Consider the following 19,456-nt stretch of genomic DNA (forward strand, 5'->3'; position numbering starts at 1 on the left):
GCTTCGTTCGACCTAAGGTAGCGCTTTGCCCCACCCTCGACAATAGCGGCCGCCGCGCCAGGTTCACGGGAACCCATCGTGGACATTGACAACAGCGTTCCCCAGTCCTGAGCCCAATCAGGCGTGGGAGAGGGTCGTTCCCGCAGCGGCGGCGGTGATCCGGGGCAAGGGGCGAGCTTGGAAAGGAGAGACGCGACCATGGAGCCACTTGACCTTGGAACAGGCTCGAATGCGTGGGTCCCCGCCCTTGCCGCCGCAGCGCAGCAAAGTCTTGGCGACGGTGGGGGTGCTCGTGCTAGAAAAGCAGGCATGAAATTGGGCGGGACGCGCAAGGCCCCGCTCCGCCTCGAACACGGCCCTCTGACAAGGCTAGTCTGAATGACGGATATCAAGACGGTCGGCGTGATCGGCGCGGGCCAGATGGGGTCGGGCATAGCCCATGTCGTCGCCCTGGCCGGCTACGAGGTCAGGCTGCACGACATCTCGCGCGAGCGCATCGACGCCGGCCTGGCCCTGATCGAGAAGAACATGGCCCGCCAGGTGAGCCGCGGGATCATCGACGAGGCCGCCATGGCCGCCGGCCTGGCCCGCATCACCGCCGCCGAGGCCATCGCCGACATCGGCGCGACCGACCTGGCCATCGAGGCCGCCACCGAGAACGAAGAGCTCAAGAAGGCGATCTTCCGCAGCCTGCAGCCCCACCTGGGCGCCGACACCCTGCTGGCCTCCAACACCTCGTCGATCTCGATCACCCGCCTGGCCAGCGCCACCGACCGCCCCGAGCGGTTCATCGGCCTGCACTTCATGAACCCCGTCCCGCTGATGAAGCTGGTCGAGATCATCCGCGGCATCGCCACCGACGTGCCAACCTACGAGCGCGCCGTGGCCTTCGCCAAGTCGCTGGGCAAGATCACGTCCAACGCCGAGGACTTCCCGGCCTTCATCGTCAACCGCGTGCTGGTGCCGATGATCAACGAGGCGATCTACACCCTGTACGAGGGCGTGGGCACGGTCGACGCTATCGACACCGCCATGAAGCTAGGCGCCAACCATCCGATGGGCCCACTGGAGCTGGGCGACTTCATCGGCCTGGACACCGTGCTGAGCATCATGAACGTGCTGCACGAGGGCCTGGCCGACAGCAAGTATCGCCCCTGCCCGCTGCTGGTGAAGTATGTCGAGGCCGGCTGGCTGGGCAAGAAAGCCGGGCGCGGCTTCTACGACTACCGCGGGGATGTTCCGGTCCCGACGCGGTAGGCGGCGGTCACCAGAGGGTCGGGACGCCGTAGGCCGAGAAGGCATCGTCCTTGGTCATGATCGGGATCTGGCTCCGCGCAGCCTGAGCGATGAGCAGCCTGTCCCAGGGGTCGCGATGGTGACGGGGCAACCTTGCGGCCGCCACCGCGTCTTCAGGGGTAACGGCTAACCAGTCAAACCCTTCGGCGAAAACCGCATCGACAAGATCGATTGGAAGCCGCTGAAGTAAGGGATCAACAGGGCGCTTGAGCTCGATTTCATAAGCGCTTACGGCGCTCACCAGCACCTCAACGTCATCGGCGTTGACCAGGTCGAAACCGCGAGACGAGAGTCGAGACGGATCGGTGAGCCACCAGATCAACACGTGCGTGTCGATCAGCAGTTTCATTTTTCCGGAAAGATCGGCCCGTCGGCCGCCTCTTCCAAATCGGGATCGGGACGCAGGAAAAGGTTCGGATCCTGCAGCTTCCCGTAATGAGCCCAGACCCCAGGAACCCGTTTTCGTGGCGTGCTCGCCGCCTTCTTCGCACTGTTGATCGTTGCGACAGTCTCGCCGTCACGCAGCAGTTCGAAGTCCTCGCCCGCATCGATGTGCGCGAGGAATTCGGCCAAGTCGGCCAGGTCGCTGACGTTGACGCGGATAGTCATGCGCCAAAATTAGCACAAGACGTGGTTGGCGGCCAATATCACCTCACCCTCTCGCCCAACCTACAAACCCGTATTACGCAAGGCTCCTGCCTCGGGGGAGCCAGTCTTGCGCAATCTGTATCTCGCCATCGTGCTGGCCTTTGTCGTCTTGCTTGCGGGTTTTGGACCCAGCTTCATGGGGGCGGCAGGGCCGCGGGATCCGATGCGGGAGGTGCATGGCGCACTGGCCGTCGCCTGGATGATCCTGCTGGTGGTCCAGAGCTGACTGATTGGCCGGCCTATCGCCGCACGATGTTCCTGGTCTGCCTCCGCGGCGTTCACGCGCCTGATCGGCCTGCCGCCGGGTTAGAGCCCTAGCCGCCGCCCATCGCCACGGCGATATGGTAGGTGGCGAACGAGGCCAGATAGGCCAGGGTGGTCATGTAGAGGACCATCACCGCCGGCCAGGTCCAGCCATTGGTCTCGCGCTTGACCACGCCCAGGGTCGCCATGCACTGCGGGGCGAAGATGTACCAGGCGAGGAACGACAGGGCTGTCGCCAAGGACCACTGGTGCGAAAGCAGGGTGCTCAGGGCCACGTGGGAGTCGGCGTCGCCGCCCACGGCATAGACCGTTCCCAGGGCCGCCACGGCCACTTCTCGCGCCGCGAAGCCGGGGATCAAGGCGACGGTCATCTGCCAGTTGAAACCGATGGGCTGCATCACGGGCGCGATCAGATGCCCCAGTCGGCCAGCCAGGCTGTAGTCGATGGCCGGGCCCGTCGCGCCCGCAGGGGGATAGGGGAAGGTCGACAGCACCCAGACCACGATCATCAACGGCAGGATGATGCGTCCGGCGCGGTTGAGGAAGATTTGGGCCCGGGTCCACAGGTTCATCAGCACGTTGCGCGGCTCGGGCCAGCGATAGGTCGGCAATTCCATCATGAACGGCTCGACCGTGCCGCGCCAAAAGATCTTGCGGATCACGAACGACACGACCAGGGCGCTGACGATGCCGGCGGCGTAGAGGCCAAACATCACCAACCCCTGCAGGCTGAAGACACCCCAGACTTGGGTGTGGGGGATGAAGGCTGCGATGATCAGGGTGTAGACCGGAATCCGCGCCGAGCAGGTCATCAGCGGGGCGACCAATATGGTGGTCAGCCGATCATGCTTGTTGTCGATCACCCGGGTGGCCATGATCCCGGGGATGGCGCAGGCGAAGCTGGACAGCAGCGGGATGAACGCCCGGCCGTGCAGGCCCGCCCCGCCCATGATCTTGTCCATCAGGAAGGCCGCGCGGGTCATGTAGCCGCTGTCTTCCAGGATCAGGATGAAGAGGAAAAGGATCAGGATCTGCGGCAGGAAGACCAGCACGCTGCCCACCCCGGCGATCAGGCCGTCGGTCAGGAAGCTGCGCAGCAGGCCCTCCGGCAGGACGGCGCCGATCAGCACCCCGACCTGCTCGAAGCCCAGCCCGATCAGGTCCATGACCGGCTGGGCCCAGGTGAACACCGCCTGGAACATCACGAACAGCAAAGCAAACAGGATCAGCAGGCCGCCGACCGGGTTGAGCAGCACCGCATCGACCTTGCCGGTGACGGTGTCGGGGCGCTCGGCCGGGCGGACGCAGGCCTTGACGATGCGCTGGGCCTCGCGGTGGGCGGCGCGGATCTCGGCGGCGTCGGGCTCGCGCCAGACATTGTCCTGCTCGCCGGCATGGCTCAGCACCAGGGCGTCGGCCGCGGCGACCAACTCTTGCAGTCCCCGTTTGCGGGTGGCGACGGTGGGGATGATCGGCGCGCCGATCTCGGCCGACAGCCGCTCCAGGTCGATGCGCAGGCCCTGGCGCTGGGCGATGTCGTACATGTTGAGCGCCAGCACGAACGGCCGGCCCACCTGCTTGAGCTCCAGCACGAGGCGCAGCACCAGCCGCAGGTTGGTGGCGTCGGCCACGCAGATCACCACGTCGGGGGCGGTTTCACCAGCCAGCTTGCCCAGCACGGCGTCGCGGGTCACCACCTCGTCGGGGCTGCGGGCCCGCAAGGAATAGGTGCCGGGCAGGTCGAGCACGTGGGCGCCGCGGCCGCTGGCCAGGGTCAGCACGCCTTCCTTCCGCTCGACGGTGACGCCGGCATAGTTGGCGACCTTCTGGCGGCTGCCGGTCAGGGCGTTGAACAAGGCGGTCTTGCCGGAATTGGGATTGCCGACCAGCGCCAGGCGAACGGGCCGTGAAGCGGCGGACGAAGGGGGCGATGGGGTCGCCGAAGGAGCGACGAGGGTGTCGGGCAAGGTCTCAGGCCTCGTGGAACTGGACGGTGACGGCGGCGGCCTCGCGGCGGCGCAGGGCCACGCGCATGTCGTCGATGCGGACGGCGATGGGGTCGCGGCCGAACAGGCCCTCATGCAGTACCTCGATCAGGGCGCCCTCGACGAAGCCCATCTCCAGCAGCCGGCGTTCCAGCTCGGCCGAATCGACGGCCTCGTGGGCGCCGGTCTGGCCGCTGACCTTGGTGATGACGCCCGCCTGGCCCTTGGACGCCGTGCTGAGCGGCCTCTCCATGCCCAGCGCCGACGCGCCGCTCGCGGCGGGACGGTCCAAGGTTTCGGGAGAGAGGTGAAGGACGTCGGACATGGTCGCACCGCAAAAACTTGCGAACGATTATCAGTCCTAGGTCACGCTGTCATGTCCCGATTAGAGCGGCGGATTGTCGCCGATCAGGAGAGGCGGTCGCGGAAGTCGCTATAGTCGAACTGGCGGACCAGTTTCAGGCCGTCGGTCTCGCTGTTCCACAGCGCGATAGCCGGCAGGGGGACGCCGTTGAAGGTGTTGGTCTTGACCATCGAATAGTGGGCCTGGTCGAGGAAGGCGATGCGCGTTCCCGGCGTCGGCCGCGCGGCGAAGCCATAGTCGCCGATGATGTCGCCGGCCAGGCAGGAGGGGCCACCCAGCCGAACGGTGACCCCGTCGTCTTGCTCGTCCAACATTGCTGGCCGGTAGGGCGCCTCGATGACGTCTGGCATGTGGCAGGTGGCCGAGATGTCGGTGATGGCGACGGGCATGGCGTTGTCGAAGACGTCGAGGATCTCGCCCACCAAGATACCGGTGTCGAGGGCGATGGCCTCGCCGGGCTCGATATAGACCTGCAGCCCGTGGCGTTCGGCGATCTGGCGAAGCAGGCCGACCAGATCGTCGATTCGGTAGTCGGCGCGCGTGACGTGGTGGCCGCCGCCCAGGTTCAACCATTTCAGACCGCCCAGCACTCCCGCCAGCTTCGGCTCCAGCGACGCCCAGATCCGCTGCAGCGGCTCGAAACCCTGCTCGCACAGAGCGTGGATGTGCAGGCCGTCGACGCCCTGCAGATGTTCCGGGCGCAACTTCGACACCGGAAAGCCCAGCCGCGAGCCCCGTTGGCAGGGGTCGTACTTGGCGACCTCCGCCTCGCTGTGCTCGGGGTTAAGCCGCAGGCCGATGTCGAACACCTGGTCCTGCTCGCGAGCCGCCGCGATCAGGTCTGCGAACCGGACGATCTGGTCGGGCGAGTTGAAGATCACCGAGTCCGACAGTCGCAGGATCTCGGGCAGGTCCTCGCGCTTGTAGGCCGGCGAATAGGTGGTCAGGTGGCCGGAATAGAACTCCCGCGCCAGCCGCGCCTCCCACAGGCCCGAGGCGCAGACGCCGTCCAGATATTGGCCCACCAGATCGGCCAGCGACCACATCGAGAACGCCTTGAGCGCCAGCAGCACCTTGGCGCCGGACCTGTCCCCGACATCCTTGAGCGTGGCGAGATTGCGCGCCACCGCCACCTCGTCGACCACGAAACAGGGCGACGGAACGCGGCTCAGATCAAAGCGCGCGAAGGTTCCTGGACCGGCGGCTTGGGTTTGCATGGCCATGATCGATCAGAAGGCCAGAGGCGCGTCCAGGTCCTGGACCTTCCAGGGCAGGCCATGCCGGTTCAGCATGTCCATGAACGGGTCGGGATCCAGCTGCTCCATGTTGAACACCCCCGCGCCCTGCCACTGGCCGGTCAGCATCAGGGCCGCGCCGATCATCGCCGGTACGCCGGTCGTGTAGCTGACCGCTTGGTTGCCGGTCTCGGCATAGGCTGCCTCGTGATCGCAGACATTGTTGACATAGACCGTGCGGGCCTGGCCGTCCTTCTGGCCCGTGGCGATGGTGCCGATATTGGTCTTGCCCTTGGTGATCGGGCCCAGCGAGGCGGGCTCGGGCAGCAGGGCTTTCAGGAACTCGATCGGGATGATCTCGCGGCCCTGGAACATCACCGGGTCGATCCGCGTCATGCCCACGTTCTGCAGCACGTCCAGGTGCTTGAGGTAGGAGTCGCCGAAGGTCATCCAGAAGCGGATGCGGCTGATCTCCGGATAGAACTTGGCCAGCGACTCCAGTTCCTCGTGGTACATCAGGTACATGTTCTTCGGACCGACCTGGTCGAAGTCGAAGACCTGCTTGTGCGACAGGGCGGGCCCCTCGACCCACTGGCCGTTTTCCCAGTGGCGCGAGGGCGCGGTCACTTCACGGATGTTGATTTCCGGATTGAAGTTGGTGGCGAACGGCAGGCCGGTGTCGCCGCCGTTGCAATCGAGAATGTCGAGCGTGTCGATCCGGTCCAGCAGGTGCTTCTTGGTGTAGGTGGTGAACACCGAGGTCACGCCGGGGTCGAAGCCGCTGCCCAGCAGGGCCATCAGGCCGGCGTCCTTGAAGCGGTCTTGATAGGCCCACTGCCAGCTATATTCGAACTTGGCCTCTTCGCGCGTCTCGTAATTGGCGGTGTCGAGATAGCTCACCCCGGCCGCCAGGCAGGCGTCCATGATGTTCAGGTCCTGATAGGGCAGGGCCAGATTGACCACCAGGGCGGGCTTTACCGCCTGGATCATCGCCGTGGTCGCGGCGACGTCGTCGGCGTCCAGCGCTGCGGTGTCGATGGCCACGCCGGTGCGCTGTTTCACGGACTCAGCGATCGCGTCGCACTTGGACTTGGTGCGGCTCGCCAGCGTGATGTGCGAGAAAATCTCGGCGTTCATCGCCATCTTGTGGACGGCGACAGAACCCACGCCGCCTGCACCGATTACCAGAACCCTGCTCATCTGGGCCTCTCCTAACGCCGAATAACCTCTGGCAGCATAGCCGCCTGTCATGGGGGCGGGGGTCTTATCACGACCGAAGGCCTGCTAACCACCCATGGCGGACCCGCAACCTGGCTCCGCCCCCGTTCCCTAACGCCTGAATTCGCCTCGCGAGGGCCTTCCCCGACGATCCAGGCGCATTTCCAAGGATGACGACCATGTGCGACGCATCCACGACAGCGCCCTGTGGTTAAGGCGCGGCGTAATGGCCCAAAGGCGTTAATCTGTTCGACTCACGGCCAGCGCGACTCGCATACTGAGCGCGACGATTCGTAGGGATTTCGAATGCGAAGGCTGATGCTGGCGCTGCTGACCGGCGCCTATCTCTGTCTGGCTCTGGTGACGTCCCTGGCCCTTTGGCGCATGGGCGCGGCGCCGTCTGTCGGCCTGGCCGCCTTCATCGGCGCCATGGGCCTGTGCTTCGCCGTTCACGCCGTGATCGCCAGCGCCCTGCAAGGCGCGTCGCTGCGTGTCGACATCGAGACCATCCGCGAGGCCCACGGCATCGTGCTGGAACAGGTCGAGAAGATCGACGCCCGCATCACCGGCCTGCTGGAAACCGTCGTCGACGACGCCCAGCGCCGCTCGGCCGAACTGACCAGCGAGGTCCACCAGCTGGAAGACCTCGTCGCCCAGATGAGCGACCGGCTGGAGCACCAGCTGACCTATCAGGTCGAGGTCGCCCGCGCCGAGCCGCAGCGCCGCTCGCCCCAGTCCAACGCCCTGCTCGAAGTGGTCCAGGACGCCCTGGCCGAGAACCGCGTCGACCTCTATCTGCAGCCGGTCGTCAGCCTGCCCCAGCGCCGCACGGTCTTCTACGAAAGCTTTTCGCGCCTGCGCGACGAGACCGGCCGCATCATGATGCCGGCCGAATATCTGGCCGTGGCCGAGCCCGAGGGCCTGACCGCCGCCATCGACAACCTGCTGCTGTTCCGCTGCGTGCAGATCGTCCGCCGCCTGGCCAAGCAGGATCGCAAGGTCGGGATTTTCTGCAACATCTCGCTGCCCAGCCTGGCCGACGAGGCCTTCTTTGCCCAGTTCCTGGAGTTCCTCCAGGTCAACAAGGACCTGCACGGCGCCCTGATCTTCGAACTGGGCCAGGCCGCCTTCAACGAGCGCGGCTCGGTCGAGGCCCGCCACATGGCCCGCCTGGCCAGTCTTGGGTTCCGCTTCAGCCTCGACAAGGTCACCGACCTGGACCTGGACTTCCAGGACCTGGCCCGCGCCGACGTCAAGTTCCTGAAGATCGGCGCCCAGCTACTTCTAGATCAATTGGAAGAGCAGGACGGCAAGCTGGTGATCGCCTCCCTGCCCGACCTCAACGCCCAGGACTTCGCCGGCCTGACCCGCCGCTATGGCATCGAGATCATCGCCGAGAAGGTCGAGCACGAGCGCCAGGTCGTTGACGTACTGGAACTCGACATCGGCTATGGCCAAGGCCACCTGTTCGGCGAACCCCGCGCCATCCGCGACGCCGTCCTGGCCGAGGCCGACCCGCCGCAAGACTTCATGCGCGGCGCCCTGAGGCGCCGGGCCGGGCGCTAGGTTAAGCGGCTAATCTGGGATGTCGAAGTTGATCGGCATCACCAACGGAGCATCGACCTGGATGCCGTCAATGACTTCGGGGCTATAGAGAAGAGCTACGCTCATCTTCATAGCGGCATCGCCGAAGCCATAGTCGGCAGGGGTCTCCTCGGTCACTTGGCAACCGTCCAGATGCTCCTCCTTCACACCTAAACACGTCAGAACGACCCGGCCATCCACCTCCATGCGCTGAGCGCGAGCGGGATAGTATTGGCTGATATCGACCTTCGTCGGCAGCGGGGTAAGCGGCCGATAATCAATCACTTTCGCGGGGACTGTGGGCGAGACAATCGGGGCCGGGGCGATAGAAGGCGCGGGAAACGGACCCGTCGAAAGAAGGAGTTCAACGGTGGAGCCAACCGTCGAACGCCCTTCATCCGTCCAAGGCTGCACCGCGATGAGGCGGAGGTTCGCCAAGGCTAGGCGCGCGACTTCAGGATCGGCCGGCACAGACTTTATCAGGTCACAGGCCTCAAGTTTGCCGGCCACGGCCACGCGACATCGCAAATGTGCTTGCCCTTGAGCAACGCCGGCGGGTTTGATTGAGGCTCCGGGCGAAGCCGATGCCACCTGACCAACCCGGCGCGGCCGCCCCACCAGGCCATCGAAGGCGACAGTGAAAGCTTGGCGAATGTCCCAATTTTGCGGCGCCACGCGAAAAAGGCTGGTTAAGCCGAGCGCGGCTCGTCCGAATCCTTCGCTCGGCGAGGTCTCGGCGACCGCTCGACAGTCGGTCAATCCGCCCGCTCGGCTCACCGCGCAATCGAGTCGAGCATAGCCTTGATGGCCTTGAGCCAGAGCGGCGGGCGGATATGCTGCCCGCACATCCGCCGTCGTCGGCGCGGAGAGCCATTGGGGTGGCGGCCCCACCGTCTCGTCGAAACGCCGGCAGCGGATGTCGCACTCGAAGACAATGTTGGTCGGAAACGACATAGCCACAGGCGTCCCGCCCTTAAGGGCCGGCGCAAACCTAAACAACGGGGCCAACTTCAAAGCCGCCTCGCCGAAACCTAAACCCGGCGCGCTCTCCTCGGCAATTGTGCAGGCCTGCAGAAGGCCCTCGCGTGTCACTGTGCACCATAGTTTCGCCGAGCCCTCGGTCCCACCAAATCGTGCGGCGCGCGGCCAGGCGTCATAGAGAGCGTCCAAAGACGGTCCCGCGGCTTGCAGGGGCAGCTGATACGCCGTCCCGCGGACGTGCGCGGTCTTTGGCTTGGGCAAGGCGAAGACAAACTCTTGCTCGGCGGCATAGGAGGAGCTTTGGTCCCTGGCGGTAGGCGAGCCCTCATAGTGCTTGGCCAAGGCCAGTGCGGCAGCTCCGAATCCTTCTCCCGTCGGCTCTTCCGAATCTAACTTACATGCCCAGATGACCTGTTCACTCGTTGTGCACGCGATAACCGCTTTGCCTTGCAAGCCCTTAGCCTTGGCGGATGGGGGATAGAACAACTGGATCTCGTCGATCCGCACTCTCAGCTTGGGCGCGCCCGTACCTTCCTGAGCGGCCGCCCCACTAGCCAAGCTGGCCAGGACGGCCGTTGCCAAAATGCCCAGGCATTTCTTCATAATCATCGCCCCGCTATGCGCAGCGCTTACCTAGAGGTTAGAGCTCGCCCAAGTCGAGCCGCTCAAAGCTACGGACCCCCATGCTCATCGAAGCCACCGACGCCCATTTCGCCGCCCTGATCGCTGGCCGTGCGCCGGACGGCCTGACGCTCGCCGAGGGCGGGGTCGAGGCGCCGGAGGTATTGGCCATGCTGCGCGGCCTGTCGGCCGAGGTCGGCGAGAACTTCGAGCCCAATGCCTGGCTGATCGTCGAGGGCGGCGAGGTGGTCGGCCTGTGCTCGATGGTGCGCCTGCCCTATGTCGGCGGCGCGGTGATGATCGGCTATGGCGTGGCGGCCTCGCGGCGGCGGCGCGGGATCGCCGGGCGTGCGGTGGCCGATCTGCTGGACTGGTCGCGGGGCGACTACCGCGTCAGCGAGGTCACGGCCGAGACCTCGATCCACAACGCGCCGTCGCAGCGGGTGCTGGAGGCCAACGGCTTCGCGCGGTCAGGCGAACGGGAGGATGAGGATGACGGTCCGCTGTTCTGCTGGCGGGCAAGCGTTTAGGGCCACCAATAATTCCGCTCATCCCGGCGAATGCCGGGACCCAGATGGAATAGTTTTGAGGCTGACGCCAGGAGCGCCGCGACCTTCCAATCATCCCATCGGCATGGGATCTGGGTCCCGGCATTCGCCGGGATGAGCGGATATTTTTGAGCTCACCGGCCGGCGACCAGCACCCCATTGCACGCCGCCAAGTCCGCCTCCGAGAACGTCACGCCCCGGAAGCCGAAGCTGCTGATCGGTCCCAGTTCACGGACCAGGCGGCGGCAGCTGCGCATGGGCGGCATGGCCTTGACCTGGGGCGAGCGGCAGATGTCGGCCTTGCAGCGCCAGACCGCGCCGTCGAACACGATGTGGTCCTGGGTGGTGGGGGTCTGGAGGGTCAGCCAGGCGTTCTGGGGCTTTATTTCAGACATGGCGGGGCCGCCCGTCGCGGCCAGGGCCGCGACGGCGATGATGAGGCTGCGCATGGGGTTAGCTCCGGTGATGGGGTTGGGGGTGGGTTCGGTTGGGGACACACACTCACTCCAAGGCCTGGCCAGCCCGGCTCAGTCCCTGGAATGAGTGTGTGTCCCCGTCAGCTCCGGTGGTGGAAAGAAGGGGTTGGGGACGCGGCTGGGGACAGGCGCATGCGCCTGTCCCCACTCTTGCCTAGGCGGCGGCCTTGTAGAGGGCCAACTCGTCGCTCAGGGCCTTGGCCACCGAGGGGCGGGCCTGCAGGCGGCCGCGATAGGCGGCCAGGGCTGGCCAGGGCGCCAGGTCCAGCGCAATGGCCTGGGCCCAGTTCAGGATCACGAACAGATAGGCGTCGGCGACGCTGAACTTGCCGTGCAGGAACTCTCGGCCGCCCAGGTGGGCGTCGAGATACGCCAGGCGGTCGGCCAGCCGATCGTGGGCGAAGGCCTTGGCGCCGTCCGGCGACGTCGGCCGGAGCAGGACGGTAAACGCCCCGGCGTGAAGCTGAGAGCTGATGAAGCTCAGCCAGCTCTGCACCTTGCGGCGATCGGCGCCTTCGGCGGGGATCAGGCCGGCGGCCGGAAATTGATCGGCGACATATTGCAGGATGACCGCGTTCTCGACGATCAGTTCGCCGTCGTCGGTGCGCAACACCGGCACCTGGCCCACCGGGTTGATGTCCAGAAACGCCGTCCCATCCTCGACCCGCTTGGGCGTCGCCTTGTTGTCGACCCTGAGGAATCGAATCTCCGCGCCCGCCTCATAGGCGGCGATCCGGGTGGCCATCGAACAGGACATCGGAGAGAAGTAGAGATCCATCGGATCCTCCATTTGCATTTCCATACCATTTCGCATAAAAATAATTGACGCAAGGTTTTTATTCGAAATGGTACAAAAATCAGGACCTGCTGAGCCCGCCAAGCGCCGGGGCCGGGGCCGGCCGCGCGGCTACGACCCCGAGGTCGCCTTGGGCCAGGCGACCGCGACCTTCTGGAACCAGGGCTTCGCCGGCGCCTCGCTGGACGATCTGAGCGCCGCCACCGGCATGAACCGGCCCAGCCTGTACGGGGCGTTCGGCGACAAGCAGGCGCTGTTCCACGCCGCCATGGACGCCTATATCGCCCAGTCGCGGGCGGCGATGACGCAGGCCTTCCGAGCCGGCGGCACGCTGCGCCAGACCCTGGAGCGAATCTATCACGCCGCCCTGGGCCGCTACCTGTCGGGCGATGTCGGTGGGCGCGGCTGCTTCATGATCAGCGCCGGCCTGGGCCAGGCGGTGGTCGATCCTGCGGTGCGGACGATCGTCGCCGACGGCCTGCACGAGCTGGATCGCGGCTTCGAACAGTTGCTGGCCCGCGCCGAGGCCAAGGGCGAGCTTCCGCCCGGCGCCGACGCCGCCGCCCTGGCGCGGGTGGCCAGCGGCATGCTCAACGCCCTGTCGGTCCGCGCCCGGGCCGGCGAGACGCGAGCCCAGTTGGACGCCACGATCAAGGCCACCCTGGACCTGATCTGCGGACCGCAAGCATCGGAATGACGGCGGGATAGTCGAGGCGCATGCTCCTGTTCAACGAAAGGAGACCTCGACATGATCGCTTCCATCCCCACGACCGACCCCACCGCTGACGATCGGCGCTGGGAGGCCCTGCGCCGCCGCGACCGCAGCCTGGAAGGCGCCTTCTTCATCGCCGTGCGCACAACGGGCGTCTATTGCCTCGCCAGTTGCGCCGGACGGCCGCTGCGCAAGAACGTCGAATTCCACGACACCCGCGAGAGCGCCCGCGCCGCTGGCTTCCGCGCCTGCCTGCGCTGCAAGCCCGACCTGCCGCGCGAGACTTTGCGTTGGGCCACGGTTTCCACCGACCTGGGCCTGGCCCTGGTGGCTTGCTCCGAAGCCGGCCTGCGGCTGGTGACGCTGGGCGACGACGCGGACCTGCTGGCAACGGACCTGGATCGCCGCTTCCGCCATGCAAGGCTGACCCACGATCCCGACGGCCTGCGCCCAGAGCTGGCGGCCATCGCCGCCGAGATCGACGGCAAGGCGCCGGCGCTCGACCTGACCCTGGACGCCCGGGGCACGCCGCTTCAACAGGCCGTCTGGGCGGCGTTGAGGGTGATTCCCGCCGGAATCACGGCGTCCTACGGGCAGGTGGCGCGGAGCATCGGCCGGCCGGCCGCCGCCCGGGCCGTGGCCCAGGCCTGCGGCGCCAATCCGCTGGCGGTGATCACCCCGTGCCACCGGGTGGTGCGGGCCGACGGCGGGCTGTCGGGCTATCGCTGGGGGGTGGAGCGCAAGGCGGCGCTGTTGGCCCGCGAGGCCGCATGAGCCTGGACTGGACGCGGATCGCGACCGATCTGGACGCCCAGGGCTGGGCCCTGACCGGCCCGCTGCTGCCACCGGAAACCTGCTACGGGATCGCCGGCCTCTATGATCAGGAGGCCGGCTTTCGCAACCGGGTGGTCATGGCGCGCCACGGCTATGGCCAGGGCGAGTATCGGTACTTTTCCTATCCCTTGCCCGCGCCCGTGCAGCGGATCCGCCAGGCGCTGTACGGCCCCCTCGCCGCCGTCGCCAACCGTTGGGCCCAGCGGCTGGGCGAGGACCGAACCTTCCCAGACAGCCTCGACGACATGCTGGCCCGCTGCCACGCGGCGGGCCAGGCTAGGCCGACGCCCCTGCTGCTGACCTACGGCCCCGGCGACTACAACTGCCTGCACCAGGACCTCTATGGAGAACACGTCTTCCCGCTGCAGGCCGCCTTCCTGCTGGACGAGCCCGGCCGCGACTTCGAGGGCGGCGAGTTCGTGCTGGTCGAGCAGCGTCCGCGGCAGCAGTCCCGGCCCCAGGTCGTGCCGCTGGGCCAAGGCGAGGGCGTGATCTTCGCCGTTCGCGAGCGCCCGGCCGAGGGGTCACGCGGCGTCCACCGCCGGGTGTTGCGCCACGGCGTCAGCACGGTGCGGTCCGGCCGCCGGCGGGTGTTGGGGGTGATCTTCCACGACGCGACGTGACTGCGAGTGGGGACAGGCGCATGCGCCTGTCCCCAGCCTCATGCCTAACCCGCGCCCCTAAAGCGTCGCCATGTCGATCACGAACCGATACCGCACGTCGCTCTTCTGCATGCGGACATAGGCGTCGTTGATCTGGTCGATCGAGATGGTCTCGATGTCGGCGACGATGTCGTGCTGGCCGCAGAAGTCGAGCATCTCCTGGGTCTCCTTGATCGAGCCGATCATCGAACCGGCCAAGGTGCGGCGTCCGGGGATCAGGGCGAAGGCGTTGAGCTGGGCCGGTTCTTCCGGCGCGCCGACCAGCACCATGGCGCCGTCGATCTTCAGCAGGTTGAGGTACGCGCCCCAGTCCAGCGCCGCCGAGACCGTGCAGATGATCAGGTCAAAGGTTCCGGCCAGGGTTTCGAAGGTCGCCGCGTCGCTGGTCGCGTAGTAATGATCGGCGCCCATCTTCAGGCCGTCGTCCTGCTTGGAGAGGGTCTGGCTCAGCACCGTCACCTCGGCCCCCATGGCGTGGGCGATCTTGACGCCCATGTGGCCCAAGCCGCCGAGACCGAGGATGGCGACCTTCTTGCCGGGGCCGGCGTTCCAGTGGCGCAGCGGCGAATAGAGCGTGATGCCAGCGCACAGCAGGGGCGCGGCCGCGTCGAGCGCCAGGTTGTCGGGGATCGACAGGACATAGCCTTCCTTGACCACCATGTGATCGGAATAGCCGCCATAGGTGGGCAGGTCGCTGCCGGGCTGCGGGCTGCTGTAGGTCTGGACCAGGCCCGGCATATACTGCTCCAGGTCCAGGTCGCGCTGGGCGCAGGTGGTGCAGCTGTCGACGAAACAGCCGACGCCCACCCGGTCGCCTTCCTTGAACCGGCTGACGCTGGAGCCGACGGCGGTGACCACGCCGGTGATCTCGTGGCCCGGCACCAGCGGATAGACGCTCATGCCCCAGCCGTTGTCGACCATGTGGATGTCGGAGTGGCACACGCCGCAATGCTTGATGGCGATGACGACGTCGTCGGCGTTGGGCTCGCGACGTTCGAAGGTGAAGGGGGAAAGCTTGTCGGACGCGGCTTGGGCCGCATAGCCCTTAGCGGTGGCCATCGGAAGTTCCTCGATTTTCGGGAGCACGATCTGGGGAGCGATCGCAGACCAAGGTCTTGCACGCTTTCGCCGTTGCGCGTTAGGCCGATCCCGTCCATCTGATGCACGATCCTGTCGCGCGCGCCGACCCGTTCGACCCGGCGCGGAAAGCTTGGCTGGCCTTTCGGCGAAGGCCTGCTGGCCTTGGGGCCGCCGCGTCCCTACATCCGCAACCGTTGACGCACCTGTCCCCGCCCGGTACCGCCCCTGTCCATGACCGATCTGCCCACTGGCCTCTCCACACTCGCCGACCGTTATGACGTGCTGCTGTGCGACGTCTGGGGGGTGATCCACAACGGCGTCGAAAGCTATCCCGAGGCCTGTAAGGCCTTGGTCGAGTGGCGCGCCCACCACGGGCCGGTGATCCTTATCTCCAACTCGCCTCGGCCCTCGGCCGCCGTGGTCGAGCAGTTGGACGCCCTGGGCGTGCCGCGCGAGGCCTGGAGCGCCTTCGTCACCTCGGGAGATGCGACGCGGACCTTGCTGGCCGAACGCGCCCCTGGCCCGGCCTGGATCGTGGGCCCCGAGCGCGACTCCACGCTCTATGAAGGCCTGGGCCTGGAGACCGCCGGCCCCGAGGCCGCCGCCTTCGTCGCCGTCACGGGCATGGTCGATGACGAGAACGAAGCGCCCAGCGACTATACGGACCGCCTGGCGATCGCCGCCGAGCGCGGCCTGACCCTGATTTGCGCCAATCCCGACCGGGTGGTGCAGCGCGGCGACCGCCTGATCTATTGCGGCGGGTCTCTGGCCGACCTCTATGAGAGCCTGGGCGGGCAAGTGCTGATGGCCGGCAAGCCCTTCGCACCGATCTACGACCTGGCCCTGGCGCAAGCCGCAGCCCTGAAGGGCGGACCGGTCGATCGCACGCGCGTGCTGTGCATCGGCGACGGGGTGATCACCGACGTCAAGGGCGCCCACGACCAGGGCCTGGCCTGCCTGTTCATCGCCAAGGGCATCCATGGCGAGGCGGCGATCGGCGCCGACGGCAAGCTGGATCCGGCCAAGGTGGCGGGCCTGCTGGCGGCTGAAAACCTCGGCGCCACGCACGCCATGGGCGATCTGGTCTGGTGAAGCCTGTCCTGACCGCTAGATTGGGCGCCACGCACACTAAAAACGAGGGGCGCGGGATGCAGGGACTGTTTCTGGAGGATCTGAGCGTCGGCCAGTCGGCCGAACTGGTCCGCACCGTGGCCGAGGCCGACATCGTCGCCTTCGCCGCCGTCACCGGCGACAACAACCCGGTTCATCTGGACGCCGCCTACGCCGCCACCACCAGCTTTGGCGAGCGCATCGCCCACGGCATGTTGTCGGCCGGCTACATCTCGGCCGTGCTGGGCACGACCTTGCCGGGCCCCGGCGCGATCTATCTGTCGCAGAGCCTGAAGTTCAAGCGGCCGGTGAAGATCGGCGACGCGGTCACCGCCCGCGCCACCGTCACCGAGATCGATGAAGCCAAGGCCCGGGTGACCTTCGCCACCGTCTGCCTGGTCAATGGCAAGCCGGTGGTCGATGGCGAGGCCGTGGTCATGGTCCCGCGAAGGGCCGCGTAGGAAGGTTCGCATGCGCTTGAAGATCGTTCATGGCTGGAAGGACCTGCCGGTCGAGGCGCGGGGCGCGGCCGTTGCCCTGGGCAATTTCGACGGCGTGCATCGTGGCCACCAGCAGGTGATCGCCCAGGCCGCCAAGGCCGCGCTGGCGGCCAAGGCGCCGCTGGGGGTGGTCACCTTCGACCCCCACCCGCGCCGACTGTTCCGGCCTAGCGAGCCGGCCTTCAAGCTGATGACCCACGACCAGCAGGCCCGCGCGCTGCAGGCCCTTGGCGTGGACATCCTCTACCTGCTGCCGTTCGACTTCGAGATGGCCAGTTTCGGCGACCGGGATTTCGTCGATCAAGTGCTGGTGAAGGGTCTGGGGGTCCGGCACGTGGCCGTCGGCTTCGACATCTCGTTCGGACGCGGCCGCAGTGGCAGCGCCGCGCTGATGGAGACCTATGGCGCGCAGGACGGCTTCTCCGTCTCGGTGGCCGAGCCGGTGGCCAGCCGCGACGGCGACAAGTTCTCGTCCACCGCCGTGCGCGACGCCCTGCGCGATGGTCATCCCGAACGGGCCGCGCGGATCCTGGGAAGACCCTTCGCCATCGAGGGCGTGGTGCGTCGCGGTCAGCAGCTGGGCCGGACGCTGGGCTTCCCGACGGCCAATGTCGAGGTCGAGGACTATGTGGTGCCGAAACTCGGCGTCTACGCCACCCGTACCCGCCTGCCTGACGGCCGCGAAGTGCCCGGCGTGGCCAATCTGGGCAACAACCCGACCACCGGCGAGGTCGAGACCCGGCTTGAGACCTGGCTGTTCGACTTCGACGAGGATCTCTACGGCCAGGTCATCGAGACCGACCTGATCGCCTTCCTGCGGCCCGAGCTGAAGTTCGCCAGCATCGCGCTGATGGTGGAACAGATCCTGCGCGACGAGCAGGCGGCCAGGGCGATCGTCGCGCCGGGGTTTTAGAATCCTTCTCCCCTTGTGGGAGAAGGTAGGGACGACGACTTCAAGACAATCGAGTCATCAAGCGCATGGCGTCACAGTCCGGCCGGGTCTATCGTGGCGCATGAAAATCCACCTGACCGAAGCCGATCATCTGCTCCTGGACCGCTATCTCGACTGCGTGCTGCTGCGGCACGCCGAAGGCGTCTACAACCTCGAAACCGCTCGTGCCGAGTTGGCCGAGGCCTTCACCCAGATGACCCGCGAGGAGCCGGCCTTCCGCGACCACATGCAGGGTGTGCTGGACGCCCGCGACGACGCCTAGAGCGTTTGCCGACCTGATTGCATCAGGCCGGGGCTCTAGGTTTTTGTTTTACGCGTTTTCTTCACGCGAACCGGGATCCACTTCGCTCGAAAATGCTCTAGACAGCCGACTCGCCAACCGCGGTTCTTGCCGTTAACCTTTGCTGCACACGAGGCGGGGGCCGGGATGAAAGCGCGCAAGTACGAACGGTTCGCCCAGGCGCGAAAGCCCGCAAGCCCGCGCCGTCACGAAATTCTAGCCTATCCCGACGAGGCCCTCTTCGTCTTCGATCCCGGCGAACTGCCCCAGACCGGCGGGGCGGCCGCCGACGACACGATCCTGGACGCCTATTCCAACGCCGTGGTCCGGGCCGTCGAGGCGGTGGGGCCCAGCGTCGTGCGCATCCATCCGATGCTGGAGGACCCGCGCATCCAGGGCGTGGGCTCGGGCTTCGCCATCGCCGCCAATGGCCTGATCCTGACCAACAGTCACGTGGTGCAGGGCGCGGCGCGGTTCATCGTCATCACCGCCGAGGGCCGCAGCCTGACCGCCCGCTGCGTCGGCGACGATCCCGACACCGACCTGGCCTTGCTGCAGCTTGACCAGCGCGCCGATCTGCCGGTGGCCCGCCTGGGCAATTCCAAGGCCCTGCGGCGCGGCCAGCTGGTGATCGCCATCGGCGCGCCGCTGGGCTTCGAGGCGACGGTGACCACCGGCGTGGTTTCCGCCCTGGGCCGCAGCCTGCGCGGCGAGCGCGGCCGGCTGATCGAGGACCTGATCCAGACCGACGCCGCCCTCAATCCCGGCAATAGCGGCGGGCCGCTGGTCAGTTCCAACGGCGAGGTTGTCGGCATCGCCACCGCCGTGATCGCCGGCTACCAGGGCCTGTGCTTTGCCGTGGCCTCCAATACCGCGACCTTCGTGATCGCCGAGTTGATCGCCCATGGCCATGTGCGGCGCGGCTCAATCGGTCTCGTCGCCCAGCAGGCCCCGATCCCCCCCGGCTTGGCCCGCGCCACCGGCGTCAACCAGGGCTATGCGGTGTTCGTCGCCCAGATCGACGCCGGCGGTCTGGCCGCCAAGGCCGGGGTGCGCGAGGGCGACCTGCTGGTCAGCGCCGCCGGCCGGCCCCTGACCGGCCTGGATGACCTGCTGCGCGCCCTAGACCACCACAGCATCGAAAAGGCCACCGCCTTCGTCCTGATCCGCGAAGGCCGACTGATGACCGTGACCATCACCCCGAAAGCCCGAAAACGCGGCTGAGGCGGCCAGATCGCCGAAATCGACAGAACGCCGGTTTTCTCCGTGGACGCGACCCTTTGACGCGCCTACACTTTTCACGGCAGTGT

22 protein-coding genes are annotated in these 19,456 nt (G+C 66.8%); 12 read left to right on the plus strand and 10 right to left on the minus strand.

Annotated elements, in window-relative coordinates:
- Positions 1-378: 378 nt before the first annotated feature.
- Positions 379-1,257, plus strand: a complete 879-nt coding sequence (locus ACP694_RS00295; protein WP_426009383.1) for a 3-hydroxybutyryl-CoA dehydrogenase — start codon at positions 379-381, stop codon at positions 1,255-1,257.
- Between the two features lie 7 nt (positions 1,258-1,264).
- On the opposite strand, the gene ACP694_RS00300 is transcribed toward ACP694_RS00295, so the two are convergent.
- Together ACP694_RS00300 and ACP694_RS00305 are read right to left on the minus strand one after the other, a co-directional pair.
- Positions 1,265-1,645, minus strand: coding sequence for a type II toxin-antitoxin system VapC family toxin (locus ACP694_RS00300; protein ID WP_426009385.1), 381 nt, complete (start codon positions 1,643-1,645; stop codon positions 1,265-1,267).
- Positions 1,642-1,905, minus strand: a complete 264-nt coding sequence (locus tag ACP694_RS00305; protein WP_426009387.1) for a hypothetical protein — start codon at positions 1,903-1,905, stop codon at positions 1,642-1,644. The genes ACP694_RS00300 and ACP694_RS00305 overlap by 4 nt, the downstream gene beginning before the upstream one ends.
- 106 nt (positions 1,906-2,011) lie before the next feature.
- On the opposite strand from ACP694_RS00305, the gene ACP694_RS00310 reads away from it, so the two are divergent.
- Positions 2,012-2,170, plus strand: coding sequence for a hypothetical protein (locus ACP694_RS00310; RefSeq protein WP_426009389.1), 159 nt, complete (start codon positions 2,012-2,014; stop codon positions 2,168-2,170).
- Positions 2,171-2,258: 88 nt separating this feature from the next.
- Here ACP694_RS00310 and feoB read toward each other — a convergent pair whose 3' ends face one another.
- From feoB to ACP694_RS00330, 4 genes are all read right to left on the minus strand, one after another.
- Entirely contained in the window at positions 2,259-4,175 is a 1,917-nt protein-coding gene (gene feoB, locus ACP694_RS00315; RefSeq protein ID WP_426009391.1) for a ferrous iron transport protein B, read from the minus strand.
- Between the two features lie 4 nt (positions 4,176-4,179).
- Positions 4,180-4,518 (minus strand): FeoA family protein, encoded by a 339-nt coding sequence (locus ACP694_RS00320; RefSeq protein WP_426009394.1) that lies wholly within the window; start codon positions 4,516-4,518, stop codon positions 4,180-4,182.
- Between the two features lie 83 nt (positions 4,519-4,601).
- On the minus strand, positions 4,602-5,774 hold the full coding sequence (locus ACP694_RS00325) for a carboxynorspermidine decarboxylase (RefSeq protein WP_426009396.1): 1,173 nt from the start codon (positions 5,772-5,774) through the stop codon (positions 4,602-4,604).
- Positions 5,775-5,786: 12 nt separating this feature from the next.
- Positions 5,787-6,992 carry a saccharopine dehydrogenase C-terminal domain-containing protein gene (locus tag ACP694_RS00330; protein WP_426009399.1) on the minus strand — a complete coding sequence of 402 codons (1,206 nt, stop codon included), beginning with the start codon at positions 6,990-6,992 and terminating at the stop codon, positions 5,787-5,789.
- Positions 6,993-7,316: 324 nt separating this feature from the next.
- Here ACP694_RS00330 and ACP694_RS00335 point away from each other — a divergent pair, with 324 nt between their 5' ends.
- Complete coding sequence (locus ACP694_RS00335; RefSeq protein WP_426009401.1) at positions 7,317-8,576, plus strand: EAL domain-containing protein; 1,260 nt, start codon at positions 7,317-7,319, stop codon at positions 8,574-8,576.
- Positions 8,577-8,585: 9 nt separating this feature from the next.
- Here ACP694_RS00335 and ACP694_RS00340 read toward each other — a convergent pair whose 3' ends face one another.
- Positions 8,586-10,178 (minus strand): TonB family protein, encoded by a 1,593-nt coding sequence (locus ACP694_RS00340; RefSeq protein WP_426009404.1) that lies wholly within the window; start codon positions 10,176-10,178, stop codon positions 8,586-8,588.
- An 80-nt stretch (positions 10,179-10,258) separates the two neighbouring features.
- Here ACP694_RS00340 and ACP694_RS00345 point away from each other — a divergent pair, with 80 nt between their 5' ends.
- Positions 10,259-10,726: a GNAT family N-acetyltransferase gene (locus tag ACP694_RS00345; RefSeq protein ID WP_426009407.1), complete on the plus strand. Its 468-nt coding sequence runs from the start codon at positions 10,259-10,261 to the stop codon at positions 10,724-10,726.
- Between the two features lie 152 nt (positions 10,727-10,878).
- On the opposite strand, the gene ACP694_RS00350 is transcribed toward ACP694_RS00345, so the two are convergent.
- Positions 10,879-11,193, minus strand: coding sequence for a CC_3452 family protein (locus ACP694_RS00350; protein WP_426009410.1), 315 nt, complete (start codon positions 11,191-11,193; stop codon positions 10,879-10,881).
- 181 nt (positions 11,194-11,374) lie between these two features.
- Complete coding sequence (locus ACP694_RS00355) at positions 11,375-11,998, minus strand: glutathione S-transferase N-terminal domain-containing protein (protein WP_426009413.1); 624 nt, start codon at positions 11,996-11,998, stop codon at positions 11,375-11,377.
- Positions 11,999-12,065: 67 nt separating this feature from the next.
- Here ACP694_RS00355 and ACP694_RS00360 point away from each other — a divergent pair, with 67 nt between their 5' ends.
- Genes ACP694_RS00360 through ACP694_RS00370 form a run of 3 tightly spaced genes read left to right on the plus strand, consistent with a single transcriptional unit; the run spans position 12,066 to position 14,185 of the window.
- Positions 12,066-12,713, plus strand: coding sequence for a TetR/AcrR family transcriptional regulator (locus ACP694_RS00360; protein ID WP_426009415.1), 648 nt, complete (start codon positions 12,066-12,068; stop codon positions 12,711-12,713).
- A gap of 51 nt (positions 12,714-12,764) precedes the next feature.
- Positions 12,765-13,502, plus strand: a complete 738-nt coding sequence (locus ACP694_RS00365; RefSeq protein WP_426009418.1) for a methylated-DNA--[protein]-cysteine S-methyltransferase — start codon at positions 12,765-12,767, stop codon at positions 13,500-13,502.
- A complete protein-coding gene (locus ACP694_RS00370; protein ID WP_426009421.1) occupies positions 13,499-14,185 on the plus strand; it encodes a 2OG-Fe(II) oxygenase in 687 nt (228 codons plus the stop codon). The genes ACP694_RS00365 and ACP694_RS00370 overlap by 4 nt, the downstream gene beginning before the upstream one ends.
- A 57-nt stretch (positions 14,186-14,242) precedes the next feature.
- Here the strand turns inward: ACP694_RS00370 and ACP694_RS00375 are convergent, their stop codons facing one another.
- The gene (locus ACP694_RS00375; protein ID WP_426009423.1) at positions 14,243-15,283 is read right to left on the minus strand and encodes an NAD(P)-dependent alcohol dehydrogenase; all 1,041 of its coding nucleotides are present in this window, start codon (positions 15,281-15,283) and stop codon (positions 14,243-14,245) included.
- Positions 15,284-15,535: 252 nt separating this feature from the next.
- On the opposite strand from ACP694_RS00375, the gene ACP694_RS00380 reads away from it, so the two are divergent.
- From ACP694_RS00380 to ACP694_RS00400, 5 genes are all read left to right on the plus strand, one after another.
- Positions 15,536-16,396: a TIGR01459 family HAD-type hydrolase gene (locus ACP694_RS00380; protein WP_426009426.1), complete on the plus strand. Its 861-nt coding sequence runs from the start codon at positions 15,536-15,538 to the stop codon at positions 16,394-16,396.
- Positions 16,397-16,452: 56 nt separating this feature from the next.
- Positions 16,453-16,875, plus strand: a complete 423-nt coding sequence (locus ACP694_RS00385; RefSeq protein ID WP_426009429.1) for a MaoC family dehydratase — start codon at positions 16,453-16,455, stop codon at positions 16,873-16,875.
- 10 nt (positions 16,876-16,885) lie between these two features.
- On the plus strand, positions 16,886-17,827 hold the full coding sequence (locus ACP694_RS00390; protein ID WP_426009432.1) for a bifunctional riboflavin kinase/FAD synthetase: 942 nt from the start codon (positions 16,886-16,888) through the stop codon (positions 17,825-17,827).
- A 100-nt stretch (positions 17,828-17,927) separates the two neighbouring features.
- Complete coding sequence (locus ACP694_RS00395) at positions 17,928-18,128, plus strand: hypothetical protein (protein ID WP_426009435.1); 201 nt, start codon at positions 17,928-17,930, stop codon at positions 18,126-18,128.
- A gap of 165 nt (positions 18,129-18,293) precedes the next feature.
- On the plus strand, positions 18,294-19,370 hold the full coding sequence (locus tag ACP694_RS00400) for a S1C family serine protease (RefSeq protein ID WP_426009437.1): 1,077 nt from the start codon (positions 18,294-18,296) through the stop codon (positions 19,368-19,370).
- Positions 19,371-19,456: the final 86 nt, after the last annotated feature.

This window comes from Caulobacter sp. DWR2-3-1b2 (assembly GCF_049896345.1).
GTDB lineage: Bacteria > Pseudomonadota > Alphaproteobacteria > Caulobacterales > Caulobacteraceae > Caulobacter.